24 protein-coding genes are annotated in these 25,066 nt (G+C 71.3%); 5 read left to right on the top strand and 19 right to left on the bottom strand.

The window, feature by feature from the left end; genetic code table 11:
- Positions 1-137: 137 nt before the first annotated feature.
- A complete protein-coding gene (locus DWB77_RS32575) occupies positions 138-1,415 on the bottom strand; it encodes a geranylgeranyl reductase family protein (protein ID WP_246033702.1) in 1,278 nt (425 codons plus the stop codon).
- A 178-nt stretch (positions 1,416-1,593) separates the two neighbouring features.
- On the opposite strand from DWB77_RS32575, the gene DWB77_RS32570 reads away from it, so the two are divergent.
- Together DWB77_RS32570 and DWB77_RS32565 are read left to right on the top strand one after the other, a co-directional pair.
- Positions 1,594-2,958, top strand: a complete 1,365-nt coding sequence (locus DWB77_RS32570) for a dipeptidase (RefSeq protein ID WP_120725723.1) — start codon at positions 1,594-1,596, stop codon at positions 2,956-2,958.
- Between the two features lie 88 nt (positions 2,959-3,046).
- A complete protein-coding gene (locus DWB77_RS32565; protein WP_120725721.1) occupies positions 3,047-3,757 on the top strand; it encodes an MBL fold metallo-hydrolase in 711 nt (236 codons plus the stop codon).
- Here DWB77_RS32565 and DWB77_RS32560 read toward each other — a convergent pair.
- Positions 3,716-4,756 carry an NUDIX hydrolase gene (locus DWB77_RS32560; protein ID WP_120725719.1) on the bottom strand — a complete coding sequence of 347 codons (1,041 nt, stop codon included), beginning with the start codon at positions 4,754-4,756 and terminating at the stop codon, positions 3,716-3,718. The genes DWB77_RS32565 and DWB77_RS32560 overlap by 42 nt on opposite strands.
- Before the next feature lie 242 nt (positions 4,757-4,998).
- On the opposite strand from DWB77_RS32560, the gene DWB77_RS38040 reads away from it, so the two are divergent.
- On the top strand, positions 4,999-5,175 hold the full coding sequence (locus tag DWB77_RS38040) for a hypothetical protein (protein WP_162952651.1): 177 nt from the start codon (positions 4,999-5,001) through the stop codon (positions 5,173-5,175).
- 139 nt (positions 5,176-5,314) lie between these two features.
- On the opposite strand, the gene DWB77_RS32555 is transcribed toward DWB77_RS38040, so the two are convergent.
- The 7 genes from DWB77_RS32555 to DWB77_RS32525 form a co-directional block, all read right to left on the bottom strand.
- Positions 5,315-6,220 carry an AAA family ATPase gene (locus tag DWB77_RS32555; protein WP_246033701.1) on the bottom strand — a complete coding sequence of 302 codons (906 nt, stop codon included), beginning with the start codon at positions 6,218-6,220 and terminating at the stop codon, positions 5,315-5,317.
- A 26-nt stretch (positions 6,221-6,246) separates the two neighbouring features.
- Complete coding sequence (locus DWB77_RS32550) at positions 6,247-7,452, bottom strand: T4 RnlA family RNA ligase (RefSeq protein ID WP_246033700.1); 1,206 nt, start codon at positions 7,450-7,452, stop codon at positions 6,247-6,249.
- Positions 7,453-7,524: 72 nt separating this feature from the next.
- A complete protein-coding gene (locus DWB77_RS32545) occupies positions 7,525-7,854 on the bottom strand; it encodes a hypothetical protein (protein ID WP_120725713.1) in 330 nt (109 codons plus the stop codon).
- A gap of 231 nt (positions 7,855-8,085) precedes the next feature.
- Entirely contained in the window at positions 8,086-9,009 is a 924-nt protein-coding gene (locus tag DWB77_RS32540) for a carbohydrate ABC transporter permease (protein ID WP_120725711.1), read from the bottom strand.
- Positions 9,006-9,920, bottom strand: coding sequence for a carbohydrate ABC transporter permease (locus tag DWB77_RS32535; RefSeq protein WP_120725709.1), 915 nt, complete (start codon positions 9,918-9,920; stop codon positions 9,006-9,008). The genes DWB77_RS32540 and DWB77_RS32535 overlap by 4 nt, the downstream gene beginning before the upstream one ends.
- A gap of 60 nt (positions 9,921-9,980) precedes the next feature.
- Positions 9,981-11,276 carry an ABC transporter substrate-binding protein gene (locus DWB77_RS32530; RefSeq protein WP_120725707.1) on the bottom strand — a complete coding sequence of 432 codons (1,296 nt, stop codon included), beginning with the start codon at positions 11,274-11,276 and terminating at the stop codon, positions 9,981-9,983.
- Positions 11,277-11,640: 364 nt separating this feature from the next.
- Positions 11,641-12,597, bottom strand: a complete 957-nt coding sequence (locus tag DWB77_RS32525) for an ROK family protein (protein WP_120725705.1) — start codon at positions 12,595-12,597, stop codon at positions 11,641-11,643.
- Between the two features lie 158 nt (positions 12,598-12,755).
- On the opposite strand from DWB77_RS32525, the gene DWB77_RS32520 reads away from it, so the two are divergent.
- Positions 12,756-13,796 carry a LacI family DNA-binding transcriptional regulator gene (locus tag DWB77_RS32520; protein ID WP_120725703.1) on the top strand — a complete coding sequence of 347 codons (1,041 nt, stop codon included), beginning with the start codon at positions 12,756-12,758 and terminating at the stop codon, positions 13,794-13,796.
- 555 nt (positions 13,797-14,351) lie between these two features.
- On the opposite strand, the gene DWB77_RS32515 is transcribed toward DWB77_RS32520, so the two are convergent.
- From DWB77_RS32515 to DWB77_RS39670, 6 genes are all read right to left on the bottom strand, one after another.
- A complete protein-coding gene (locus tag DWB77_RS32515; protein WP_120725701.1) occupies positions 14,352-16,085 on the bottom strand; it encodes a serine/threonine-protein kinase in 1,734 nt (577 codons plus the stop codon).
- A gap of 89 nt (positions 16,086-16,174) precedes the next feature.
- Entirely contained in the window at positions 16,175-17,473 is a 1,299-nt protein-coding gene (locus tag DWB77_RS32510) for a DUF6986 family protein (RefSeq protein WP_120725699.1), read from the bottom strand.
- Between the two features lie 173 nt (positions 17,474-17,646).
- Positions 17,647-18,609: an electron transfer flavoprotein subunit alpha/FixB family protein gene (locus DWB77_RS32505; RefSeq protein WP_120725697.1), complete on the bottom strand. Its 963-nt coding sequence runs from the start codon at positions 18,607-18,609 to the stop codon at positions 17,647-17,649.
- A gap of 101 nt (positions 18,610-18,710) precedes the next feature.
- Entirely contained in the window at positions 18,711-19,496 is a 786-nt protein-coding gene (locus tag DWB77_RS32500; protein WP_120725695.1) for an electron transfer flavoprotein subunit beta/FixA family protein, read from the bottom strand.
- A 199-nt stretch (positions 19,497-19,695) separates the two neighbouring features.
- On the bottom strand, positions 19,696-20,205 hold the full coding sequence (locus DWB77_RS32495; protein WP_120725694.1) for a flavin reductase family protein: 510 nt from the start codon (positions 20,203-20,205) through the stop codon (positions 19,696-19,698).
- Between the two features lie 219 nt (positions 20,206-20,424).
- Complete coding sequence (locus tag DWB77_RS39670) at positions 20,425-20,679, bottom strand: thioredoxin family protein (RefSeq protein WP_428985203.1); 255 nt, start codon at positions 20,677-20,679, stop codon at positions 20,425-20,427.
- A 443-nt stretch (positions 20,680-21,122) separates the two neighbouring features.
- Here DWB77_RS39670 and DWB77_RS32485 point away from each other — a divergent pair, with 443 nt between their 5' ends.
- Positions 21,123-21,854: a lysophospholipid acyltransferase family protein gene (locus DWB77_RS32485; RefSeq protein ID WP_120725690.1), complete on the top strand. Its 732-nt coding sequence runs from the start codon at positions 21,123-21,125 to the stop codon at positions 21,852-21,854.
- Positions 21,855-21,858: 4 nt separating this feature from the next.
- Here the strand turns inward: DWB77_RS32485 and DWB77_RS32480 are convergent, their stop codons facing one another.
- From DWB77_RS32480 to DWB77_RS32465, 4 genes are all read right to left on the bottom strand, one after another.
- The gene (locus DWB77_RS32480; RefSeq protein WP_120725689.1) at positions 21,859-22,563 is read right to left on the bottom strand and encodes a B3/B4 domain-containing protein; all 705 of its coding nucleotides are present in this window, start codon (positions 22,561-22,563) and stop codon (positions 21,859-21,861) included.
- Between the two features lie 13 nt (positions 22,564-22,576).
- Positions 22,577-23,176, bottom strand: coding sequence for a transglutaminase-like domain-containing protein (locus DWB77_RS32475; protein WP_120725687.1), 600 nt, complete (start codon positions 23,174-23,176; stop codon positions 22,577-22,579).
- 83 nt (positions 23,177-23,259) lie between these two features.
- Positions 23,260-24,321: a threonine aldolase family protein gene (locus tag DWB77_RS32470; RefSeq protein ID WP_174248659.1), complete on the bottom strand. Its 1,062-nt coding sequence runs from the start codon at positions 24,319-24,321 to the stop codon at positions 23,260-23,262.
- A complete protein-coding gene (locus tag DWB77_RS32465) occupies positions 24,318-25,064 on the bottom strand; it encodes an SDR family oxidoreductase (protein WP_120725683.1) in 747 nt (248 codons plus the stop codon). Before DWB77_RS32465 ends, DWB77_RS32470 begins: the two co-directional genes overlap by 4 nt.
- Positions 25,065-25,066 lie beyond the last annotated feature (2 nt).

Here is a 25,066-nt window from a genome sequence, read left to right as displayed (position 1 = left end):
TGCCCGCCCGCATCCCGGCCGCACCCCGCCCGCACCCCGGCCTCGCACCAGCAGCCACCCTCGCTCAGGGCGGGCCCAGCGAGCCCGGTCACCGTTACCCGGCGGGGCCGGAACCTCTCCGGCCCCGCCGGTGCGGGTCAGCGGTCGACGGCGTCCAGGGCCCGGCGGGCCATCGGGTGGGCGCGCACCAGGCCGGCCAGGGTCGTGGCGCCGCGGGTGATGTCCGCGAAGGCCTTCCACGCGGGTCGCAGGCCCGTGATCGCCGTGTGCAGCAGCAGCGGCCGCTTCTCGAAGAGGCTCAGCATCCGGCGGCCCACCGCCATTTCCACGCCGAGACCCGCCTTGATGGCGAACGCGTAGTTCAGCGCCTGGCGGCGGGCGTCCACCGCGTCCTGCGATTCGGCGATGCGCACCGCCCACTCGCCCGCGAGGCGCCCCGAGCGCAGCGCGAAGGAGATGCCCTCCCTCGTCCACGGCTCCAGCAGGCCCGCCGCGTCGCCGCAGACCAGGACGCGGCCACGGGAGAGGGGCGAGTCGTCGCTGCGGCAGCGCGTCAAGTGCCCGGAGGAGATGGCCGGTTCGAAGCCGGCCAGCCCGAGGCGGGCGATGAAGTCCTCCAAGTACCGCTTGGTGGCGGCGCCTTCGCCGCGCGTCGCGATGACGCCGACGGTCAGGGTGTCGCCCTTGGGGAAGACCCAGCCGTAACTGCCGGGCAGGGGGCCCCAGTCGATGAGCACCCGGCCCGCCCAGTCCTCCGCCACGCTCGGCGGCACCGGGATCTCGGCCTCCAGACCCAGGTCGACCTGCTCGGTCCGGACTCCGACGTGTGTCCCTATGCGGCCGGCGCTGCCGTCCGCGCCGACGACGGCGCGGGCGAGCACGGTCTCGCCGTCGGACAGGACCACGGCGACGGTGCGCCGGTCGGGCACGGCCGAGCCGTGCTGCTCGACCTTGGAGACGGCGACGCCGGTGCGGACCACGGCTCCCGCCTTCTCGGCGGCGGCGACCAGGCCCGCGTCGAACTCCGGGCGGTTGATCAGGCCGAACAGCATCTTCTTGGACCTGCGGGTGCGCGTCAGCTTCCCGTTGAGGGAGAAGGTGACCGCGTGCACCCGGTCCTGGAGCGGCAGTTCGAAGCCGGGGGGCAGGGCGTCGCGCGAGGGGCCGATGATGCCGCCGCCGCACGTCTTGTAGCGGGGCAGTTCGGCCTTCTCCAGGAGGAGCACCGTGCGCCCCGCGATGGCCGCCGCGTGCGCGGCGCTGGCTCCCGCGGGGCCCGCGCCGACCACCACGACATCCCAGACGGGCCCCTCGGCCGGTCCGGCCGCCGGCTCGGCCGCCGGCTCGGCGCCGGGATCGCCCTGGTTCTCCCCCAGCGGTCCGTCCGTCCCGGCGTCTGCGTTCTCGCTGCTCACGATGTGCCTTTGCTCCCCGTCCGACCAGTGGCCCGTGTTGACGACCGCATCCTACGGGGCAGTAGCCCCGCCCTCCTGTGCTGGCCCGCTGTGGGAGGATCGGCCATACCTTCGTCGTACACCCACGTGCACTACACGTGTCTGTACCTACAACGTCGCACCCACGAGGAGCGTGCCCATGACCGCGAATCCGATCGCCGAGACCATCGCCTCGCTGATGCCCCGCGCCAAGGCGGAGCTGACGGAGCTGGTCGCGTTCCAGTCGGTTGCGGACGAGGCGGTGGCGCCCAGGAGCGAGTGCGAGGCCGCCGCGAACTGGGTCGCCGACGCGCTGCGCGCCGAGGGTTTCCAGGACGTGGCGCTGCTGGACACCCCCGATGGCACACAGTCGGTGTACGGGTTGCTGCCCGGCCCGGAGGGCGCGCCGACCGTCCTTCTGTACGCGCACTACGACGTGCAGCCCCAGTTGGACGCGTCGGCATGGGTGAGCCCGGCGTTCGAGCTGACCGAGCGCGACGGCCGCTGGTACGGCCGGGGCGCCGCCGACTGCAAGGGCGGGTTCATCATGCACCTGCTCGCGCTGCGCGCCCTCAAGGCCAACGGCGGTGTGCCCGTCTCCGTGAAGGTGATCGTGGAGGGTTCGGAGGAGCAGGGCACCGGCGGCCTCGAACAGTACGCCGAGGCGCACCCGGAGCTGCTCACGGCCGACGCGATCGTCATCGGCGACACCGGCAACTTCCGCGTGGGGCTGCCCACCGTGACGGCGACGCTGCGGGGCATGACGATGGTCCGCGTACGGATCGACACCCTTGAGGGCAATCTGCACTCGGGTCAGTTCGGCGGCGCGGCACCGGACGCGCTGGCCGCGCTCATCCGCGTACTGGACTCGCTGCGGGACGACGACGGCCAGACGGTCATCGAGGGCCTCGCCGCGGACTCCGCGTGGGACGGGCTCCAGTACCCGGAGGAGGAGTTCCGCCAGGACGCGAAGGTGCTCGACGGGGTGGCGCTGCCCGGCACCGGCACCGTCGCCGACCGCATCTGGGCCCGCCCGGCCGTCACGGTCGTCGGCATCGACTGCCACCCGGTGGCCGGTGCGACGCCGTCCATCCCGTCGAGTGCCCGCGCGCAGATCAGCCTGCGGGTGCCGCCCGGCCAGGACGCGGCCGAGGCCACCAAGCTGCTCTACGCCCACATCGAGAAGCACGTCCCGTGGAACGCGCGGGTCACTCTTGAGCAGGTCGGCCAGGGCCAGCCGTTCCGCGCCGACATCACGAGCCCGGCGTACACGTCGATGGCCGAGGCGATGGCAGTGGCCTACCCGGGTGAGGAGATGCAGTCCTCGGGCATGGGCGGCTCGATCCCGCTGTGCAACACGCTCGCCGCGCTCTACCCGGAGGCCGAGATCCTGCTGATCGGTCTCAGTGAGCCCGAGGCGCAGATCCACGCGGTCAACGAGAGCGTCTCGCCCGAGGAGTTGGAGCGCCTCTCGGTCGCGGAGGCCCACTTCCTGGTCAACTACGCGCAGTCGAAGCGTGGTTGAGCCAGTCGGGGAAGGTTAAGCGCTCGGCGGACATCGCCCAGAGCGTAGATCCTTGGGACGGGCCGTGTCACCGACCTACGTTCGTCCCATGGATCTCATCACCATCACGCCCCGACTTCACCTGTTCCGCTTCCCGATCGGCCAGGCGTATCTGTGGTGCGACGAGGACGAGTTGACCCTCGTCGACGCCGGTCATGTGGGCGCGGCGGCGCCGATCGAGGAGGCGGTGCGCGGCCTCGGGCTCGACCCGACCGCGATCCGGCGCATCGTGATCACCCACGGCCACCGCGACCACTACGGCGCCGCCGGCGAACTGGCCGACCGGTACGGCGCCGAGGTGATCGCGCACCGGCTCGACGCCCCGGTGATCCGTGGCGAGGTGGCGGTGGCCGAGCCGGTGCTCCTGGACTGGGAAGTCCCCCTGTATGAGCTGGGGTTGACGGTCCCCGAGGCGCCGCCGACCCGGGTGGACCGCGAGGTCGGCGACGGGGACGCGCTGGGCTTCGGTGACGGCGCGGTCGCCGTCCACTGTCCGGGGCACACCGACGGCTCGATCGCGGTCCATCTGCCGCGCCACGGCGTGCTGTTCACGGGTGACTGCGCGGCCGGGGTCGGTCAGGTGATGCTGGGTGTCTTCAACACCGACCGGGAGCGTGCGCTCGCCTCGTTCCGCAGTCTCGCCCAACTCGGCGCGCACGCCGTCTGCTTCGGGCACGGCGACCCGCTGACCGAGGACGCGGCGGCCGTCATGAAGGCCTCAGCCGACCGGGACTCCGGCCTCCAGGTTGAGCACGGTTGACGTTTCCCGGGCGCGCAGCGCCCAGCGCAGCCGCTCGAAGCGGGCGGGCGGCAGTAGATGGGCCGCTTCCTGCTCGCTGACGAAGCGCCAGCCGCGCAGTTCGGCGCCGGGCAGCAGCACCTCCCCCGCTCGCGCGCTCTCCAGGCGACCGCCGTCGAACAAAAGCCGCAGACCGCCGAATCCGGGCGGTCTTGGTGGCTCCCAGTCGATCACCAGGAGTCTGGGGACGTGGTCGAGCCGGACGCCCAGCTCCTCCTCGACCTCGCGCACGCCGGCCCTGGCCGGGGCCTCGCCGCGCTCGACCACACCGCCGGGGAACTCCCAGCCGGGCTTGTACGTGGGGTCGACGAGGAGCACCCGGTCCTCCTCGTCGAAGAGCAGCACACCGGCGGCGAGCGTCTCGGCGGTGGGCTCGGGGGTCTGCACGATCGCGCAGGCGCGGGCCGCCCCGGAGCGGACCGCGTCGGCTATTCGCTCGGCGGTCTCGCGCACGGTGAGCGTCCCGTTGTCGACGGTGTACGCGTCGGCGGCGAGCCAGCCGAGCGCGCGCCGGAACGCCTCGATGTGCTCACGGGCCCAGGTGCGGACGCGCTGCTCGTCGGCCTCGGGGTCGTCGGGGAACTCGACACGGCCCGCGATACGCGCCCGCAGGATCGTTTCGTCCTGGGTGAGGAGCACATGGCGTACGGGGATCCGGCGCGCCGCGAGCCCGCCGAAGATCTCGTCCCGGTACTCCTGCCGCAGCAGGGTCATCGGGACCACGAGGACGCCGCCGACCTCGGCGTGGAGCGCGGCGGCGCCGTCCACCACCAGGCGCCGCCAGATCGGCAGGTCCTGGTAGTCGCTCACCTGCGCGAGGAGTTTCTGCGGCAGCAGGTGCCGCAGCGCCCCGCCGATGACCTCGGGGTCGTAGAACGTGCTGTTCGGGATCAGGTCGATCAGCTCGCGCGCGGTGCTGGTCTTGCCCGCGCCGAACGCACCGTTGACCCAGACGATCACGGTTCCCCCCTCTAGGTAGCTCCCAGTGGACTGCCCGCAACACCCTGCCACGGAAACCCCCGCCGGGCTCCGGCCGTCCTTGATCGCGGACCCAACTGTGGCCGGGCTGTTGCTTGCGCGGTGCCACCCTTTCGTCCCGCGCGGCGTCCTGGTGTTCGAGCACCGGCCACGGGGGGCCGTAACGCCGACGGCCGAGAGGTCGTTGTGCGAGTGCCGCACGAGACACAAGGGGGCGCGAAGAGATGCGTCATACGGTTCTGGAACGTTTTCCCGCGGGTGGTCCGCGCGGCCACTGGCCTGCCGAGGAGTTCGCCCACGAGCGCAGGAACGAAGGGCTCGCCGCCGAGGTCGTGATGGATCTGGAGAGCGACGCCTTCCTGGTCGTCATCGCCCCTCCCCGGCAGGAGACCGCCGACTGACACGCGCCCCGCTCCGGGCCGGCCCTCCCACCCGGCTGCTCGGAGCGACGTCCGGTTTTTGCCGGTCGACGCGGGCCCGAAGCGCCCCCCGGTCCTTCAGAGCGGTCCTTCGGGACCCGGATCGGGGGGGCGAACTCCCTTAGAAAGCGCCGTAGTTGACCTGCCAGGTGGGCAGCCCGAGGCGGCGCCACACGGCGACGACCCGGTCCCGGTCGTCGAGGCTGACCCGCACGTTGAACCGGTGGCGTACGTGGGCGTCGAACAGCTCGGCCTTCACGAGGTCGTCGCGTCGCCCGTCGCCGGGCGGCCGCATCCACAGCTCGTCGTAGGGCACGTCGTGCGCGGCGAGCCACGCCTGCGTCTGCGGCCGGTACTCCTCGCCCCGGCCCGAGAGCAGCACGATCGTGTCGCCGTGCGCCTGCCGGAAGCCGATCAGGGCATCGCGCACGGAGCCGTTGAGGCCGTCCTGCTCGCAGCGTGTGAAGTCGTACGGGTTCCGGTTGCGGTTGAGGGCGAGCGTGCCGTCGATGTCGCACATCACCGCGCTCGGCAGGGACGTGTCCGGGGTGTAGGGCTCGACCTCCGCGAGGACGACGGTGTCGTTCATCCAGGCGTCGGTGAGCCGCCAGCCGTTGCGGACGGCCTTCGTGTGCTTGTCGGCGAGGAGGCGGATGACGTCCTCGCCGACGGGTTCGGCGCGGGCCGCGTCGCGGCGCAGGCACTCCTCGACGGGCACGTCCGTGAAGTCGTGCACCACGAACCGGGCCCGTCCGGCCACGGCGGCCTTGAGGCGCTTGGGGATGTGCGGGGTCAGATGCGTGTTGTCGACGACGACGTCGAAGCCGGCGGCGATCGTTTCGCGGACCGCCGCGTCCTGGACGGCGAGGACGCTCTGCTCGGCGGTGTGCGACCGCTCCCGCCGGCCGCCGGCGGCGTCGAACATGGCGCGCAGGTCGTCGAGGTTGACGCGGCGGCACTGGCCGCCGGAGTCCTCGACGAGCTCACGGGCGGCGGTGGTCTTGCCGGAGGCGGGCAGTCCGGTCATGACGTGGACGGTGGGCATGGCGTGGTTCAGCTTTCGTCGTCGTTCGTGAAGGGGTCGGTGGCCGTCGGCTTGACGGAACGCCAGATCATCAGGTCGATGTCGCGTCCGTCGAGGAGCTGGAAGACGGCCGCCCGTACGGTACGGTCCTGGATCTCCTGGGCGCCGCGCGCGAAGGCGCCCCGGTCCTGGGCGAGATGCGACAGCTCGCCGAAGCGTTCGGCGGCGGTCCGGGCCCGCTCGGTGGCCTGGGCCTCCAGGCGCGCCCCCACCGACCGTACCCAGGCGTCGAACTCGTCGGGGACCTGCTGGAGCAGGGCCTCCAGCGGGTCGGCGCCGTCCGCGGTGAGTTCGGCGATCTCGCCCGGGCCGCAGCCGAGCGCCTGCCCGACCTGCCGGGGGTCGCGCCCGGCGAAGCGGCGGATGCCGAGGAAGCGCCAGATGTCGCGTTCGGTGATGCCGGTGAGCACCTTGTGCAGCCGTACGTACTCGCTGATCTTGGCCTTGACCCGGAGCCCGGAGGCGTACCGGATGACATAGCCCTCGGCGTCGGCGCCGGTGGCTTCGCGTCCGTCGGCGTGGACGTTGGCCTCGGTGCGCTTCAGCAGTTCCGCGAGGGTCGTCGCGGGCCAGGTGCGGGCCACGGACCCGACCGCCGCCCAGTCCGCGGCGGCCCGGGCCAGCTCGATCTCGCGGCCCATCGCGTCATACGCGGCCAGGAGCACGAGGTCGCGCCGGCCGCCGTAGTCGACGACGATCCGGTTCTGCGGGTAGAGGATCTCGGCGAGGTAGGTGACGCCGGGGCGCAGCTTCGCGGTGTCCCGCCCGTCGAGCCAGGCGCTCGCCCAGGTGGCCTGTTCGGAGGTGAACGAACCACGGGAGGCGACGCGCCAGCGGCCCTCGTAGTGGAAGACGATGCCGAGCGAACCGTCGACCTTGTCGTACACCTCGAACGGCTCGTCGGGCAGCGGCGGCGCGTAGGGGCGGCCCTGGGTGTGCTCGCCGACGTTGAAGAACTTGGGCAGGCAGTGCGCGACGACCGTCCCGCTCACCTCGTCGACGACGAGCCCGCGGCAGCGCGTGGTGACCGCGTCCCACGCCTGCGCGTACTGGCACGCCCTGGTGTACGAGTAGATGGACAGCGGCAGTTCGGGGTGGGCCTTGCGGACGACGTACCCCGCGTCCAGGGCGGTGGCGAGGCCGGCGGGCGAAACGATGCGGTCGAGGTCGATCACTGCTGCTCCAGAAAGGTGGGCTGTCATCAGCAGCTTGACCGGTCGGCTCCCCCGTGGCCAGGCATTTTCGATCTAGGCCGCGAGCGGGAGGGAGCGCGGAGTCGATGCGGCGGGCCGCGCACCGGCCTCGGCCGTCGGGGCCGCCCGACCGGGCGCGATGAAGTAGCCGTCCCGGTCGTACCAGCGGATCTCGGTGATGCGGATGTCGTGGAATCCGGCGCGCCGGAAGATGGGATCCACGAGCGCGGCGCCCTCGGGGGCGTCCGTCGTCTCCAGCTCCACGATGGTGACCATGGGGTCCACGGGGCTCGGCCGACGGGCGACCTCACGACCCGGCAGCGGGTTGCGTGCCGGGTCGAGGTCGAGCAACAGGGCGGTGGCGACGTGCAGTTCGACGGTCATGGCGATCTCCGGGGCCGGGCCGCGACCACCCGCGCCGGTACGCACCCTGTGCGAGCCGTACGGCCGGGCGGAGCGGACGACGTCTGCTTGAGGCCGCAGACCATGGGGCGGGTGCCTGGAGAACGGGTCGGTTCGTGGTGGAGGCGGCGTCGACACCCGCTGGTCCGCGGGCCGCGTCCGGCTCGTCGCACGGACGAGCCGGACCGGAGCGTCCCGGCCCCACGAGCGGGTTCACCCTTTGCTCGACCCCAGCGTGAGCCCCGCGATGAAGTGCCGTTGCAGCAGCAGGAAGACGATCAGCGTCGGAAGGGCGACGATCACCGAGCCGGCCGCCAGCAGGTTGTAGTCGGTGAAGAACTGGCCGCGCAGGTTGTTCAGGGCCGAGGTGATGGGGAGTTTGTCGCCGTCGGACATGAAGACCAGGGCCCACAGGAAGTCGTTGTACATCCAGGTGAACTGGAGGGTCGCCAGCGCGGCGAGCGCGGGGCGGCACAACGGCAGGGTGATGCGCCAGTACTGCGTCCACACGCCGGCGCCGTCGACGATCGCCGCCTCCAGGATCTCCTGCGGCAGGGTGCGCATGAAATTGGCGAGCACGAAGACGCAGAACCCGATCTGGAAGCCCACCTGCACGGCGATGACCGCCCAGTACGAGTCGAACATCGTCATCGAGTCGGACATCCAGTACGGCAGCGGGATGCGGTTGAAGACCACGTACAGCGGGGTCACGATGACCTGCTGGGGCAGCAGGTTGCCCGCCGTGAACAGCATCAACAGGAGCATTCCGCCGCGCAGTCGAAGCCGCGAGACCGCGAAGGCGACGAAGGCCGCGAGGAACAGCACGATCACCACGCCCGGCACCGCGATGATCAGGGTGTTGACGAAGTACTTCGTCATACCCGCATCGGTGAACGCCTGCTTGTAGTAGTCGAGGGAGAGGTGCTTCGGCAGGGAGAAGTAGCCGTCGCGGGACGTCTCGTCGTACGGGCGCAGGGAGGCGTAGACGGCGAGCAGCAGCGGCGCGAGGAAGGCCAGCGAGACCGCCATGAGGAAGGCGTGCACGCCGAGGCGCCCCGGGCGCACCCGGCGTCCGCGGGCGGCGGGGGTCGTGGTCGGGGCGGCGGCCGTGGGGGCGGGTGCGGTGTGGGTGGTCATCGGTTCTTCTCCCCTCGGATCTCCTGGACCAGGTACGTGATGACGAACCCGAGGGAGACGGTCAGCAGCACCACGGCGATCGCCGAGCCGAAGCCGATGCGGCTGGCCTCGCCGATGATGTTGTCGGTGACGAGCACCGAGAGCACTTCGAGGCCGTTGCGCCCGTGGTTGACGGCGTACACGATGTCGAAGGCGCGCAGCGACTCGATGACCGTGATGACGCCGACGATGACGTTGACCGGGCGCAGGGTGGGCAGGACGACCCGGAAGAAGGTCTGGCGCTCGCTCGCGCCGTCGATGGCCGCGGCCTCCTTCAAGGTGGGGTCCACCGCCTTGAGTCCCGCGAGGTAGAGGATCATCACGTAGCCGGTGTGCCGCCAGGCCGCGGCCAGCAGGATCATCCAGATGTTCACGTCCGGATCGCCGAGCCAGTCGGTCGGATCGCTCCGGTTGCCGAGCACCGCGTTGAGCGCTCCCTGGTCGCGCGAGAAGACCAGTTGGGCGATGAACCCGACGACGGCGAGCGAGAGTACGACCGGCATGTACAGCGTCGACTGGTAGAAACGGCTGAACCGTACGCCCCGGTCGATGAGGACGGCGAGCAGCAGCCCGAACGGCGTTGCCACCAGGCCGAGTACGCCCAGCCACATCAGGTTGTGCCGGACCGCCGGCCAGAACGGCGGATAGCCGGTGAAGAGGTCGGTGTAGTTCCGCGTGCCCACCCACTTCACGTCGCCGATGCCGTCCCAGCTGGTGAACGACAGGACGACGGAGGCGAGGGTCGGGCCCCACACGATGGCGAGGTCGAGCAGGACGGGCAGGCCTAGCAGCACGCCGAGGACGACGAGATCGCGGGCGGTGAACCGCCGGGGACCTCGTCGTCCTCCGCGCCGCGCGGTGATGAGCGCCACGGCGAAGTACTCCAAGTAAGGGCGGGCGGTGGGCAGTTGAAGCGACAGCGCGGGGGGCCGTCAGCCCTCGGACGCGAAGATGCTCTTCTTCTGCCGCTCGATGTCGTTGACGAGTCCGTCCACGTCGTTCGGGTTGCCGATGAACTTCTGGATGGCCGGGATCATCACCGTGGACGCGAAGTCGGGGCGGGTGTCGCGGTCCAGGAACTGCGAGATCTGCTTGGCCCCGGAGACCAGCTCGACCGCCTTCTTCTGCAACGGGCTGTACTTGGAGATGTCCGCACCGGAGTTGACCGCGATGTTGTTCGGGTCACCGGCCAGGTAGACGTCCTCCGCCTGCGGCGTGGCGAGCCACTTGAGCAGGTCCTTCGCGCTCTCCATGGACTGCTTGTTCTTCAGCTCCATGGCGTTCTTGGCGAGGAGGAAGCCGTCGATGGGCGCCTCGACGGCGTCCTGTCCGTACTGCGGATCCATCTCTGGGAACGGGAAGAACGCGATGTCGCCCTGGTCGGCCGCGGGGAACTGCTGGCCCACGTGCGGCAGTCCGAACACCGCCATGCCCGACTGCTTCTTCTGGAGGCTCCGCGCGGCTTCCTGCCAGGTACGCCCGTTGGCGCCCTGCTGGCAGTACGGAAGGATGCGGCGCCAGCTGTCGAAGACGTTCTTGACCCGCTTGTCGGTCCACGCCTCCTTCCCGGCCATCAGGCTCTTGTGGAACTCGTATCCGTTACTGCGCATGTTGAGATAGTCGAAGGTGCCCATGGCGGGCCAGCCGTCCTTGTCGCAGAACGCGATGGGATCGAGCTTGTCCTTGCGCATCTGCTTGGCGAGGTCGACGTACTGGTCGAAGGTCTTCGGCGCGGTGTAGCCGTGTTCCTGGAAGAGGCTCGCGCGGTGGAAGACGGCCCACGGGTAGTAGTAGTACGGCACGAAGTACTGCTTGCCGTCCGCGCCGGTCGACTGCGCTTTGAGCGCGTCGGAGAAGCCCTGGAAGCCCTGCCAGAGGTCGCTGATGTCGTAGAGCAGTCCCTTCTGCGCGAAGAACTGCATGCGGTAGCCCGCGAACCACATGAAGACGTCGTCCGGCTTGCCCTGGAGATAGCGGTTGATGTTCTCCTGGAAGGTGTTGTGGTCAACGGTGTTGACCTTGATCGAGCGGCCTTCCTTGGACTGTTTCTGATACGCCGCGAACGCGTCGGCGAACGCCTTCTTGGGGACGGCGTCCGACGAATTCGAGCCCAGCCGGATCGTCTTGGGGTCACTTCCGGGACCGCTGTCACACGCCGCGAGCAGCGAGGGCAGCGCGACCGCCCCGGCGCCGATCGCCGCACCCCGCAGAAGATTTCGCCGAGACATCCGATGTCCTGCCACGCCACCGGGCGCCACAGAACCGTTGAACGATGACTGCGCCATGTCCCCCTCCTTCGGGGTGCAACCCAACACAACCAAACGCGAGGCTTGGATCTCACCCCCAAGTCAGGGCGTCGTCAAGGGTTTTGACGCAAAGCCGAGCAACCGTTATCGCTTCTCACCCAACAGAGTCCAACAAGGCCTACCGAAAACGCTCGCAGGCGTGGAGGGGTGGCTGGGCGCGCGCGGCGGGCTCCGCCTTGCGTGCGCACGGAGAAGGGTGACGAAGCGTCACTTCCTTGGCAGAGCGAGGGCGTTGGAGACGCGGGTCAGTCGTCGGAGCGCTGATGGGCGGTCGGCGGCGGGCCCGTCACTTCAGCAGCGCCGCCGCCTCCCCCGCCCTACGCGCCGACGCGGCCGCCGCCGCGCCCACCAGGCCCGCGTCCGTGCCCATCAGGGCGGGCGCGACGGTGAGGCGCTGGACGAAGGAGAGCGTGGCGTAGTCGCGCAGGGCTCGGCGCAGGGGGGTGAACAGTACGTCGCCGGCGCCGGCCACTCCCCCGCCGACGACGGCGATGTCGATCTCGACGAGCGTCGCGGTCGCCGCGATGCCGGCGGCCAGCGCCCGGGCCGCGCGTTCGAAGGAGGCGGTGGCCACCGGGTCGCCGGAGCGTGCGGCCGAGGCCACGGCGGCGGCCGAGGTGTCGCCGTCCGGGCCGGGGCGCCAGCCGTTGTCCAGGGCGCGCCGGGCGATGTTGGGGCCGCTGGCGATGCGCTCGACGCAGCCGCGGGCTCCGCAGGGGCAGGCATCCCCGTCGAGGTCGACGCTGATGTGGCCGAGGTGGCCGGCGTTTCCGGTGGGGCCGGGGTGGAGCGCGCCGCCGAGGACGAGTCCGCCGCCGACGCCGGTCGACACCACCATGCACAGGGCGTTGTCATGACCGCGGGCGGCGCCGAGCCAGTGCTCGGCCGCCGTCATCGCGACGCCGTCGCCGACGAGCGTGACGTCGAGTCCGCCGGTGACCGCACGCACCCGGTCGACCAGCGGGAAGTCGCGCCAGCCGGGGATGTTGACGGGGCTGACCGTGCCCGTCGAGGCGTCGACCGGTCCCGCGCTGCCGATGCCGACGGCGACCGTACGCTCCCACAGGGGGGATCCGGTCAGCTCGGCCAGCACCGACTCGGCCGCGCGCATCACCGTGTCGCCGTCCTCGTGGGCGGGAGTCGGCCGCTGCGCCCGCAGGAGCAGCCGTCCATCGGCGTCCACCAGGGCTCCGGCGATCTTGGTGCCGCCGATGTCGAGCGCGGCCACGAGGTCGGTGTGCATCGAGGTCGGATCTCCTGGTGAGGACGGGTAACAGCAGGTCAAGATGAGAGTCTCCCCGGATGTGACAACGTTGTCCAGGGCCTATGCTCGACGCCACACACACCGTTATGGCACCGAACCCCGCCGGACGGCTCCCGACGACGACAGGACAGCGCACCGTGGCCGAGAACGCCCGCCACCCCGAGCACCGCTACGGCAACCGTCCGACGATGAAGGATGTCGCCGCGCGTGCCGGTGTCGGCCTCAAGACGGTGTCGCGGGTGGTCAACGGCGAGCCGGGCGTCACGCCGGACACCGAGCGGCGCGTGCAGGAGGCCATCGAGGCGCTGGGCTTTCGCCGCAACGACAGCGCGCGGGTGCTACGCAAGGGGCGTACCGCCTCGATCGGGCTTGTCCTCGAAGACCTCGCCGACCCGTTCTACGGGCCGCTCAGCCGTGCCGTGGAGGAAGTGGCCCGCGAGCACGGGGCGCTCCTGATCAACGGGTCGAGCGCCGAAGACACCGATCGGGAGCAGGAGTTGGTGCTGGCGTTCTGTGCCCGCCGGGTCGACGGGCTGATCGTGATCCCTGCCGGGTCCGACCACCGCTACCTCGAACCGGAGATAAAGGCGGGCGTGGCCACGGTGTTCGTGGACCGGCCGGCCGGGCAGATCGAGGCCGACGTGGTCCTGTCCGACAGCTTCGGCGGCGCGCGGGCGGGCGTGGCCCACCTCATCGCGCACGGCCACCGCCGGATCGGGTTCATCGGCGACCAGCCGCGGATCCACACCGCGACGGAGCGGCTGCGCGGCTATCACGCGGCGATGGCGGAAGCGGGGCTGTCCGTCGACGACTCCTGGGTGTCGCTCGGCTCGACCTCCCCGGAGCGGGTGCGCGGGGCGGCCGAATCGATGCTGGCCGGGCCCGATGCGGTCACGGCGCTCTTCGCGGGCAACAACCGGGTGACGGTGACGGCGGTACGGGTCCTCGCGGGGCGCCCGCATCCGGTGGCGCTGGTCGGCTTCGACGACATCGAACTCGCCGACCTGCTCGGCATCACGGTCATCTCGCAGGACGCGGCGACGTTGGGGCGGACGGCGGCGGAACTGCTGTTCCGGCGGCTCGACGGGGTTGGGGGGGTGCCGGCGCGGGTCGAGCTGCCGACGGTCCTGGTTCAGCGTGGCTCCGGCGAACTCCCGCCACCGCCCACCCACGGCTAGGCCGCCGCCGGGCGCGACGACTCGGCCCTGGGGGCCCGACCCTGACCGCCTCCCCCCTTCGCCCTCCCGCCGCGGGCGGCTGATCGCGCGATTCCTGCGCCCCAACCCCCTTCGACCCGCAGGCCGTGCTCGCTACTCGCGCAGTTCCTCGCGCCCCTGGCGGGGTTGGGGGTTGCCCGGCCTGCGTGGTTCCCCGCGCTCCTCGACCCGCCTTCGTCCGCAGGCCGTACGTGGCTGGTCGCGCAGTTCCCCGCGCCCCTGGCGGGGCTGGGGTTGCCGGGGTGGCATGTGGCCACGCGCCCTCAACCCGCCTTCGTCCGCGGACCGTGCTCGCTACTCGCGCAGTTCCTCGCGCCCCTGGCGGGGTTGGGGGGCGCGCCCCTAGAAGCCTTCGGTCTGGGGGCCGTGGTTGCTTCTCGCGCCTGCGCGCCTTAGCTGCTCGGTGCGGGGGCACCTTCAGCCTGTCCGGCGATTGAGGACGAGCGCCCTTAAGGCGCGAACGGGGTCTGGGGCGGAGCCCCAGGGGGTCGGAGCCGGCCGACCCCCGGCGTGGCGTCAGCAGGGTTTCAGGCCTGGGACCGGCTCGTCATTGGCGCCGCCCTTCACGTAAACCACGCTCACATAGACATTCGTGTTGCCACTGTCGTCATCGGTCCTGGCCCACCACGTGTTGGTCCACTTGCCATACGTCTCGCGACGGCCCAGATTCGTCTGGCAGTAGAAGTAGTTGGTGCCCGCATTGAGCACGCCCGCCGCGGTCCCGTCCTGCCGGATGGACTTCGCGCTGCGCCACACCTGGCAGTTGACCTTGCCTCCGGCGATCGGCTGACAGCTCCCCGCCGGCGGCGCGGCGCCGCCTCCCGCGCCGCCGGGACCGCCCGGGCCGGAAGCGCTCGGGGTGTTCTTCTTCGCGTCCGGCGTCCTGCCGGCCGCACCCTTCGCGTCGTCCCCCTTGGCGGGACTTCCCGATGCGGACGGCTTCGCGCCGGCGCCCGACGGCGAGCCCGACGGTGACGCCTTCGGGGATCCCGAGGGAGCATCGGCCGTGCCGCCGAGCCGGGCGGCGTCGCCCGGATCGTCCGAGGCGCCGGGGGCCGCGCTCCGCGCCGCGCCCACCGCCTGTTGCCCTCCGCCGGAGGTGTCCTCGCGGTCGAGCAGCGCATAGCCGACCCCGGCCCCCGCGAGGACGACGGCGGCGACTCCGGCCGCCACCAGCACCCTGCCACGGCCCCGCCCGTCGCTCGGTCGCGCCTCGGGCACGTGCGTGATCACCGGGCCGAAGGCTTGCGGGGCCTGGGGCGCGAGGTGCGGCTCGCCACCGGGGGTCCCGGCCGGCATCGCGGGGCCGAAGCCGTCGGGGCGGTGGGGCAGGACATCGCGCACGGTCGAGCTGCGCGGCGGCACGGCGGTCGGGACGGTCTGGACGGCGGTGGGTCCCGATGGGGCGGCGCCGTGCCCGCCGGCGACCTCTTCGAGCAGGCGCGCCGCGGTCTCCGCGTCGGGGCGGCGGGCCGGGTCCTTGTCCATCAGGCGCAGCAGGACGGGCCCGAGCGGACCCGCGCGGCGGGCCTCGGGCAGGGGGTCGACCACGATGGCGTTCAGCGTGGACCAGGTGGAGGTCCGGCGGAAGGGGGCCGCGCCTTCGACGGCCGCGTACAGGGTGGCGCCGAGCGCCCAGATGTCGGAGGCGGGGCCGGGGTCCTGGCCCTGGGCCCGCTCGGGCGCCAAGTAGTCGAGGGAGCCGACCAGTTCACCGCTGCGGGTGAGATGGGTCCGCGAACCGTCGCCGGGGTCGTCCATGGCGGCGATGCCGAAGTCGGTGAGGACCACCCGGCCCGAGGCGTCGAGCAGGACGTTGCCGGGCTTCACATCGCGGTGCAGGACACCCACCCGGTGGGCGGCGGCCAGCGCCTGGAGGACCTTGGCGCCGATGGCGGCGGCCTCGGCCGGTTCCAGGACGCCGCGCTCGGTGAGGACGTCGTCGAGGGAGGGGCCGTCGACGAGCTCCATGACGATGACGGGCCGGCCTTCGTGCTCGGTGACGTCGTGCACGGCGATGACCGAGGGGTGGCGGACCCGCGCCGCGGCGCGCGCCTCGCGCTGCATCCGCAGCCGAAGGTCGCCGAGTTCGGGCGCGGAGGCGTCGGTGTAGGCGCGCAGTTCCTTGACGGCGACCTCGCGGCCGAGCACCTCATCATGGGCACGCCATACGACGCCCATGCCGCCGCGGCCGAGCCGCGAGACGATCCGGTACCGGCCCGCCAGTAGTTGGCTCTCCCCCGTAGACACCGCTGCCCCGTCCCTGTGTGGCGATTGTGGTCGCGTACAGAGTACGGGGCAGGGGTGGGCGGGCTCGGGGGCGTCCGGTTCCGGTTCCGCTACGGGGCCGTGACGGTGAGGCTGCCGCGGCGGGGCGAGGAGAACGCGTCGAGGTCGGCGCGGGTCAGGCCGGTCAGCCGGGCCACCTCGGCGTTGTCGAGGGCGCCGCAGTCCAGGCCGCGCAGCAGGTAGCCGCTGAGCGCCTTGGCGGTGGCGGGCTCGTCCATGACGTCGCCGCCGGTCTTGGCGACGTACGCGGCGAGGCGTCCGGCGGCCTGCTCGAGGCCCTCGCGGTAGAAGGCGTACACCGCGGCGTAACGGGTCGGCATGTGGCCCGGGTGCATGTCCCAGCCCTGGTAGTAGGCGCGGGCCAGGGCGCGGCGGGTGAGGCCGTAGTGCAGGCGCCAGGCCTCGTGGACGTGCTCGGTGGAGCCGATGGGCAGCACGTTGGTCGAGCCGTCCGAGACGCGTACGCCGGTGCCCGCGGCGGCGACCTGCATGACGGCCTTGGCGTGGTCGGCGGCGGGGTGGTCGCTGGCCTGGTAGGCGGCGGAGACGCCGACGCAGGCGCTGTAGTCGAAGGTGCCGTAGTGCAGGCCGGTGGCGCGGCCCTGGGCGGCGTCGATCATCTTGGCCACGGCGGCGGTGCCGTCGGCGGCCAGGATGGACTGGCTGGTCTCGATCTGGATCTCGAATCCGAGCCGGCCCTCGGGCAGGTCGTGGGCCTTCTCGAAGGCGCTGAGCAGCCGCACGAAGGCGGTGACCTGCTCGGGGTAGGTCACCTTCGGGAGCGTGAGCACGAGGCCGTCGGGCAGGCCGCCGTGGCGCATGAGGGTGGTGAGGAATACGTCGGTGGTGCGGATGCCGCGGTCGCGGACGGCGGCTTCCATGCATTTCATACGAATGCCCATGTACGGGGCCGCGGTGCCGCTTTGGAAGGCTTCGGCGATGAGGCGGGCGGCGCGGGCGGCGTCGGCGTCCTCCTCGGCGTCGGGGCGCGGCCCGTAGCCGTCCTCGAAGTCGACGCGCAGGTCCTCGATGGGCTCGCGGGTCAGCTTGGCGCGCACCCGGTCGTACACCGGGGCGGCGAGCTCGTCGGAGATGCCCAGCACCTTGGCGAAGGAGGCGGCGTCGGGGGCGTGCTCGTCGAGCGCGGCCAGCGCCTGGTCACCCCAGGTGCGGATGGTGTCCGCGTCGAAGGCGTCGCCGGGTACGTAGACGGTGTGGACGGGCTGGCGGGTGCCGGGGTCGCCCGGGTAACGGCGGGCGAGCTCCTCGTCCACGGCGACGAGCGAGGCACTGATCTCCTCGCTGACGACGCCGGCGAGGCTCGTCGCCACCTGCTCCTGCTGACCCATCCTGCATCCTCCACACGGTCGAAACTTTTCCGCTTCACGGAATCAACAATCCGTATAGCGAAGTTAATCGGCCCACTCCCTCGCGTCAATGCTTACCGGGGGGTCTCCGAAACGGCCCGGGGCCGCGCGGTGAGGATCACCACGCGGCCCCGGGACCGGAAAGAACTCGCAGGTCAGCCCTTGCGGGACTGGACCTCTTCGGTCAGCTGCGGCACGACCTGGAACAGGTCGCCGACCACGCCGTAGTCGACCAGGTCGAAGATCGGGGCCTCGGCGTCCTTGTTGACGGCCACGATGGTCTTCGAGGTCTGCATGCCGGCCCGGTGCTGGATGGCGCCGGAGATGCCGTTGGCGATGTAGAGCTGCGGCGAGACCGACTTGCCGGTCTGGCCGACCTGGTTGGAGTGCGGGTACCAGCCCGCGTCCACCGCGGCGCGCGAGGCGCCGACGGCCGCGCCGAGCGAGTCGGCGAGGGCCTCGATGACCGCGAAGTTCTCGGCGCCGTTGACGCCGCGGCCGCCGGAGACCACGATCGCGGCCTCGGTCAGCTCGGGGCGGCCGGTCGACTCGCGCGGGGTGCGCGAGGTGACCTTGGTGCCGGTGGCCAGGGCCGAGAAGGTGACGGACAGGGCCTCGACGGCGCCCGCGGCGGGGGCGGCCTCGACGGCGGCCGAGTTCGGCTTGACCGTGATGACCGGGGTGCCCTTGGAGACGCGGGACTTGGTGGTGAAGGAGGCGGCGAACGCGGACTGCGTGGCCACCGGGCCCTCGTCGCCGGCTTCGAGGTCGACCGCGTCGGTGATGACGCCGGCACCGATGCGGAGCGCGAGGCGGGCCGCGATCTCCTTGGCCTCGGCGGAGGACGGGACGAGCACGGCCACGGGCGATACGGCCTCGTACGCGGCCTGGAGCGCGTCGACCTTCGGCACGACGAGGTAGTCGGCGAACTCGGGGGCGTCGGCGGTGAGGACCTTGACCGCGCCGTGCTCGGCGAGCGCGGCCGCGGTGTTCTCGGCACCCGCGCCGAGCGCGACGGCGACGGGGTCACCGATGCGGCGGGCCAGCGTCAGCAGTTCGAGGGTGGGCTTGCGGACGGCACCGTCCACGTGGTCGACGTAGACCAGAACTTCAGCCATGGGACTTCAATCTCCTGCACGTGCGAAGAAAAGGCGGGCGGTTGAGGGGCTCGGCGAGCCCTAAGCGGACGCGGCCCGGAAGGTGCCCGGGCCGGGTGGGCTTAGATGAACTTCTGGCTCGCGAGGAACTCGGCGAGCTGCTTGCCGCCCTCGCCCTCGTCCTTGACGATCGTGCCGGCCGTACGGGCCGGACGCGCGGCCGCGGAGTCGACCGCGGTCCAGGAGCCTTCGAGACCGACCTCGTCGGCCTCCAGGTCCAGGTCGCCCAGGTCCAGGGACTCCACCGGCTTCTTCTTGGCGGCCATGATGCCCTTGAAGGACGGGTAGCGGGCCTCGCCCGACTGGTCCGTCACCGAGACGACGGCCGGAAGCGAGGCCTCCAGCTGCTCGGACGCGGCATCGCCGTCACGGCGGCCCTTGACGGTGCCGTCCTCGACCGAGACCTCGGAGAGCAGCGTGACCTGCGGGACGCCGAGGCGCTCCGCGAGCAGCGCGGGCAGGACACCCATGGTGCCGTCGGTGGACGCCATGCCGCAGATGACCAGGTCGTAGCCGGTCTTCTCGATGGCCTTCGCGAGGACGAGCGAGGTGCCGATGACGTCGGTGCCGTGCAGGTCGTCGTCCTCGACGTGCACCGCCTTGTCGGCGCCCATCGACAGCGCCTTGCGCAGCGCGTCCTTGGCGTCCTCGGGGCCGACGGTCAGCACGGTGATCTCCGCGTCGTCCGCCTCGTCGGCGATCTGGAGTGCCTGCTCGACCGCGTACTCGTCGAGCTCCGAAAGGAGGCCGTCGACGTCGTCGCGGTCGACGGTCAGGTCATCGGCGAAGTGCCGGTCGCCGGTGGCGTCGGGCACGTACTTCACACAGACAACGATCCTCAAGCTCACGCCGGCTCTCCTACTGCATCGTCATTTCTGGGCTGCCTTGTTGCACGCAGCATAGGCGCCTGATGGGGCGGTTTCCGGTCGGGGCGACCGGCGCTCCGAACGAAATATTACTCGCCAGTACACCCAGCTTGTTCCCAGTAAGCAAGCGCTTTGAACTGTGACCTTGGCAACGGTGAGTAATCGTCCGGTGGGGGAACTCTCAGTCGCGCAGCGCGTTGAAGCGGCCCTGGTGATAGAGGAGGGGGCGGCCGGCGCCGGTGAGGTCGCCGGCGATCGCCTGGCCGAGCACGATGCGGTGGTCACCGGCTGGGATGCGGGCCACCACCTTGCAGACCAGCCACGCGAGGACGCCGTCGATGACGGGCACGCCCTCGGGTCCGGTGCTCCAGTCGGTGGGGGGCCCGAAGCGGTCGGCGCCGCTGCGGGCGAAGGTGGCCGCCAGGTCCTGCTGGTGCTCGCCGAGTATGTGCACGCCGATGTGGTCGGCCTCGGCCACCACGGGCCAACTGGAGGAGCCGGTACCGATGCCGAAGGAGACCAACGGGGGCTCGGCGGCGACGGAGTTGAGGGAGGTGGCGGTGAAGCCGACGGGCCGGCCGCCCTGTTGGGCGGTGATCACGGCGACGCCGGCGGCGTGCCGGCGGAAGACCGACTTGAGCAGTTCGGGAGAGGCGGCCTGTGCGGTACCGAGTTCGGGTGAAGCCGTCACGACAGTGTCCTTCTTCAAGAGGTGCGACAAGGGCTGCGGGTTCTCAGCAGCCCGGACAGCGCGCGCTCGCCGTGCGGGCGAGGTCCACTGGGGCGCGTCCATGGAGAAGGAGGTTTGTCGGCACATCGTCAGACTGTCGATCCCGCGCCGCCCCAGTCAAGTGCCTTCCGGGATGTGGGAGATCCCTCACGGTGCGTCGCCCTGGGACAGCGGGAACCATCACACCGCCTGCCCGAGCGCGGCGATGACGTCCGCCCTGCGGGGCTGTCCCTCCGCTCGGCGCACGACGGCGCCCCCGGCGTCGAGGACGAGGACCGTCGGGGTGCGCTCGATGCGCAGCTCCCGTACGAGCGCGAGGCGCTCCTCGGCGTCGATCTCCACATGGGCCACGCCGTCCACCATGGCGGCGACCTCCGCGAGCGTGCGCCGGGTCGCCCGGCAGGGCTGGCAGAAGGCGCTGGAGAACTGCACCAGGGTGGCCCGCCGCCCGAGCGCCGTCCCGAGCTCGGCCTCGCCGAGCCTGCGCCCTGTTCCGGGCTCGGCCTCGCCAGGCCTGCGCCCTCCTCCGAGTTCGGCCTCGCCGAGCCCGCGCCCCGTTCCCGGTTCGGCCTCGCCGAACTCGCGCCCTTCGTCGTCGTCACTCAAGACGTCTCCCCCCTCCACCGCCCCGGCCGTATCTCGTCTTCACACGGCCACTACCCGCACTGTCGTACGGTTGCAGCACGTATGGGCCCGCAATGATTCCTCCCCAGGCCGTGACCTGCGAAGACGTGATGAGAATCTCGCTCGCGCACTACGGGGGGACTGGCCAGTTCGGCTCGTATCGGGCACCATCTGCCCAAAGCCCAAAACCTACGGGCGCGTAACTTATTTCTCCGGGAGCACCCTCCCCGGGCACACGAAGGGTCTCCCCTCAGATGGCAGAACTCGTCTATCGGCCGGTCATCGGCGCCGCACTCGCGATGTTCAAGGCGCTCGACCTGAAGATCGACACCCAGGGTTCGGAGAACATCCCGCGCACCGGCGGGGCGGTGCTCGTCAGCAATCACATCAGCTATCTCGACTTCATCTTCACCGGGCTCGCGGCGCTGCCGCAGAAGCGGCTCGTGCGCTTCATGGCCAAGGAGTCGGTGTTCCGGCACAAGATCTCCGGCCCGCTGATGCGCGGCATGAAGCACATCCCGGTCGACCGCAAGCAGGGCGAGGACGCCTACCAGCACGCGCTCGCCTCGCTGCGCTCGGGCGAGGTGATCGGGGTGTTCCCGGAGGCGACGATCTCCCAGTCGTTCACGCTCAAGAGCTTTAAGTCGGGCGCCGCGCGCCTGGCCCAGGAGGCCGGGGTGCCGCTGATCCCGATGGCGCTGTGGGGCACGCAGCGGGTGTGGACCAAGGGGCGCCCGCGCAACTTCAAGCGCAGCCACATCCCGGTCACCATCCGCGTGGGTGAGCCCCTGGAGGCGCCTTCCGACCAGTACGCAGGCGCCATCACCCGGCGGCTGCGCGAAGCCTGCCAGGAACTGCTGGAGGCCGCTCAGCGCGCCTATCCGGTCCGCCCCAAGGACGCGAGCGACACCTGGTGGGTGCCGGCGCACCTGGGCGGCACGGCGCCGACGCCGGAGCAGGTGAAGGCGGCCGAGGCAGCGGGCTGAATCGTCACGCCTGTCCGCAGGCGGCGACCGGGGCGCGGACCGTGATCCGCGCCCCGGGGCTGAACTTCTCCAATTGCTCGGCCAGTTCGGCCCCGGCGGCGGCCAGGTCGCAGTGCGGGGCCATGCCTTCCAGAAGGAAGAGTGCCTCCACCGACTCCTCGGTGAGCCTGGTGCGCACTCCCTGACGCCAGTTCCAGCGGCGGCAGGTGACGCCCTCGTCGTCGCACCACACCACTTCGCCCGCGTCCGGGTGCTCGATGACCGCCTCGCCGCCCGCGACGGTGTGGAACGGCTCCTGGCCGGCGGCCCGCACCAGGCGCATCGCGCCTTGAATGCGGTCGGCGTCCTCGCCGCCGACCGGCACCAGGTGGGCGACGCTGATCGCGTTGTAGACGTCCACGAGCCGGTTGACCCGCGGCAGCCCGCCGTCGGCGAGGGCCCGCCTGGCGAGCGCTTCCGCCGAGTTGCGGGTGCGGTTCGGCTTGGAGCCGAAGGCGGTGTACGTCGCGCGCCAGGCGGCGAGGTGCGGGTCCTCGTGCGGGGCCCGGCCCGCCAGCCGCCCGGCGAGGCGTCGCGCGGCGTCGTCGAGCAGGGCCGAACTCGCCGCGTCGCTGGGCGCGTTGACGAGTCCGGACGCCTCGACGACGACATGGGTGAAGCCCGGCGCGAGGGCCCGGACGTCGTCGGACACGGTGAGTGCGAGCGTCATGGTCGGTGGTGCCTCACAGTTCGGTCGGGTAGATCGGCCACAGCGACGGCCGGTCGGGTGCGGTTTTCAGGGCCCGCAGGACCGCCTCATGAGGTACATCGTAAAGCACCGGGTAGTCCACTTCACTGAACTCGGGCCGCGCCCGCCACGCGAGCCGCTCCTCGTCGAGCGAGAACCGGGCGTCCACCCCGGGCTTGTTGCCCCGCGCGTCGACGCGCGCCCAGAGGTCCGACCCGGGCAGCCGGAGCGCCACGAGGCCGTGCACGAAGGGGCGGGAGCCGTCGTCGTCGGCGAGCCGCTGGTAGCAGAACGCGGCCGGGATCCCCTCGGCCCGCAGCAGGGCGGCCAGCGCATGGGACTTGGCGCAGCAGATGCCGGTGCCCCGGGCCAGGACGTCGGAGGCCCGCCAGGTCACCGCCAGGTCGCCCGAGTCCTGGGAGTGCGTGATCTCGTCCCGTACGAAGGTGTAGGCAGCCTCGGCGTATGTGTATGCGTCGTGGGTTCCGGCGGCGAGCCGGGCGGCCGTCTCGCGCACCAGCGGGTGCCGATGATCGACGACATCGTCCGCCACCAGATAGGCGGAGAGTTGGGGGTTGCGCTGAATGAGCTGCATGGCATGCGAGCGTACGAACGCGGCCGACCGCAAGTCAATGCCTTTACGGTCGACCGCATAAGTATTCAGGCGAGAGCGATCGGCTAGCGCGCCATTTCTTCCTTCAGCGCCAGCAGGAAGCCGTCCACGTCGTCCTCGGTGGTGTCGAAGGAGCACATCCACCGGACGTCGCCGGCCTTCTCGTCCCAGAAATAGAACCGGTAGCGCTTCTGGAGCCGCTCACTGACGTCGTGCGGGAGCCGGGCGAACACCGCGTTGGCCTGCACCGCGTGCAGGATCTCCACGCCGTCGACCTGGCGCACCCCCTCGGCCAGGCGCTGGGCCATGGCGTTGGCGTGGCGGGCGTTGCGCAGCCACAGGTCCTTGGCGAGCAGGGCCTCCAACTGCACCGATACGAAGCGCATCTTGGAGGCGAGCTGCATCGACATCTTGCGGATGTGCTTCATCTGGTGGACCGCGTCCGGGTTGAGCACGACGATCGCCTCGCCGAACAGCATCCCGTTCTTGGTGCCGCCGAACGACAGGACGTCCACGCCGACCGTGTTGGTGAACGTACGCATCGGCACGTTCAGCGAGGCGGCCGCGTTGGATATCCGCGCGCCGTCGAGGTGGACCTTCATTCCGCGCTCATGGGCGTGGTCGCAGATGGCCTTGATCTCGTCGGGCGTGTAGACCGTGCCCAGCTCGGTGTTCTGGGTGATCGAGACGACCTGCGGCATCGCGCGGTGCTCGTCCTCCCAGCCCCAGGCCTGCCGGTCGATGAGCTCCGGCGTCAGCTTGCCGTCGGGCGTCGTCACCGTGAGCAGCTTCAGGCCGGCCATGCGCTCGGGCGCTCCGCCCTCGTCCACGTTGATGTGGGCGGTGTCGGCGCACACCACGGCACCCCAGCGGTCGGTCAGCGCCTGGAGCGCCGTGACGTTGGCGCCCGTCCCGTTGAAGACCGGGTAGGCCTGGGCGCCCGCGCCGAAGTGGCTGTGCATGACGCGCTGAAGGTGCTCGGTGTAGTCGTCCTCGCCGTAGGCGATCTGATGACCGCCGTTGGCGAGGGCGAGGGCGGCGAGGACTTCGGGGTGCGCGCCGGCGTAGTTGTCGCTGGCGAAGCCGCGCACCGCCGGGTCGTGGTGGGCTCGCGCGTCCGTCCTCACGGCTTGGGGGTCAGCCACAGGCGCTGTCCGTTCACTTCCTGGGCGGGCTTGTCCCACACTCCGGCGATGGCGTCGGCCAGCTCCGTGACATCGGTGAAGCCCGCGAACTTCGCATTGGGTCGCTCGGCGCGCATCGCGTCGTGCACCAATGCCTTGATCACCAGGATCGCAGCAGCGGCCTGCGGACCGTCCTCGCCCCCCGCCTTGCGGAAGGCGTCCCCGAGCGCCAGCGTCCACGCCTCGGCGGCGGCCTTGCCGGCGTTGTAGGCGGCGTTGTTCGCGGTGGGCTTGTGCGCACCGGACTGGCTGACCAGGACGAAGCGGCCCCGGTCACTGCGCAGCAGCCCGTCGTGGAAGGCGAGCGAGGTGTGCTGCACGGTCTTGATCAGCAGCTTCTCCAGGAGGTCCCAGTCGGCCAGATCCGTCTCCGGGAAGGAGGCGCTGCCGCGCCAGCCGCCGACGAGGTGGACCAGGCCGTCGATGCGCCCGAACTCCTTCTGGGTGCGCTCGGCCCAGTCGCGGGTGGCCTGGAGGTCGAGCAGGTCCACGGTGTCGCCGGTGACGGTGGCCCCGCCGTGGGCGTACCGCGCCGCGTCCACGGCCTCGGCCAGGCGTTCCGGGTCCGCGTCGGCGCCGACGACGACGGCGCCCGCTTCGGCGAGCCGCAGCAGCGCGGCCCGCCCGGCGGGTCCCGCCGCTCCCGCGACGGCGACGACTGCCCCGTTGAGAGGTCCGTTGTTCATCT

Source organism: Streptomyces hundungensis, from assembly GCF_003627815.1.
Classification (GTDB): domain Bacteria; phylum Actinomycetota; class Actinomycetes; order Streptomycetales; family Streptomycetaceae; genus Streptomyces; species Streptomyces hundungensis_A.
The sequence above is the reverse complement of the archived record's forward strand: the minus strand, read 5'-3'. Positions and strand labels throughout refer to the sequence as shown.

Coding starts and splice junctions, on each gene's coding strand:
- DWB77_RS32570 (WP_120725723.1), top strand. CDS start 1,594: ATGACCGCGAATCCGATCGCCGAGACCATCGCCTCGCTGATGCCCCGC.
- DWB77_RS32565 (WP_120725721.1), top strand. CDS start 3,047: ATGGATCTCATCACCATCACGCCCCGACTTCACCTGTTCCGCTTCCCG.
- DWB77_RS38040 (WP_162952651.1), top strand. CDS start 4,999: ATGCGTCATACGGTTCTGGAACGTTTTCCCGCGGGTGGTCCGCGCGGC.
- DWB77_RS32555 (WP_246033701.1), bottom strand. CDS start 6,220: ATGACCGGACTGCCCGCCTCCGGCAAGACCACCGCCGCCCGTGAGCTC.
- DWB77_RS32545 (WP_120725713.1), bottom strand. CDS start 7,854: ATGACCGTCGAACTGCACGTCGCCACCGCCCTGTTGCTCGACCTCGAC.
- DWB77_RS32540 (WP_120725711.1), bottom strand. CDS start 9,009: ATGACCACCCACACCGCACCCGCCCCCACGGCCGCCGCCCCGACCACG.
- DWB77_RS32530 (WP_120725707.1), bottom strand. CDS start 11,276: ATGTCTCGGCGAAATCTTCTGCGGGGTGCGGCGATCGGCGCCGGGGCG.
- DWB77_RS32525 (WP_120725705.1), bottom strand. CDS start 12,597: ATGCACACCGACCTCGTGGCCGCGCTCGACATCGGCGGCACCAAGATC.
- DWB77_RS32510 (WP_120725699.1), bottom strand. CDS start 17,473: ATGGGTCAGCAGGAGCAGGTGGCGACGAGCCTCGCCGGCGTCGTCAGC.
- DWB77_RS32505 (WP_120725697.1), bottom strand. CDS start 18,609: ATGGCTGAAGTTCTGGTCTACGTCGACCACGTGGACGGTGCCGTCCGC.
- DWB77_RS32485 (WP_120725690.1), top strand. CDS start 21,123: ATGGCAGAACTCGTCTATCGGCCGGTCATCGGCGCCGCACTCGCGATG.
- DWB77_RS32480 (WP_120725689.1), bottom strand. CDS start 22,563: ATGACGCTCGCACTCACCGTGTCCGACGACGTCCGGGCCCTCGCGCCG.
- DWB77_RS32475 (WP_120725687.1), bottom strand. CDS start 23,176: ATGCAGCTCATTCAGCGCAACCCCCAACTCTCCGCCTATCTGGTGGCG.
- DWB77_RS32465 (WP_120725683.1), bottom strand. CDS start 25,064: ATGAACAACGGACCTCTCAACGGGGCAGTCGTCGCCGTCGCGGGAGCG.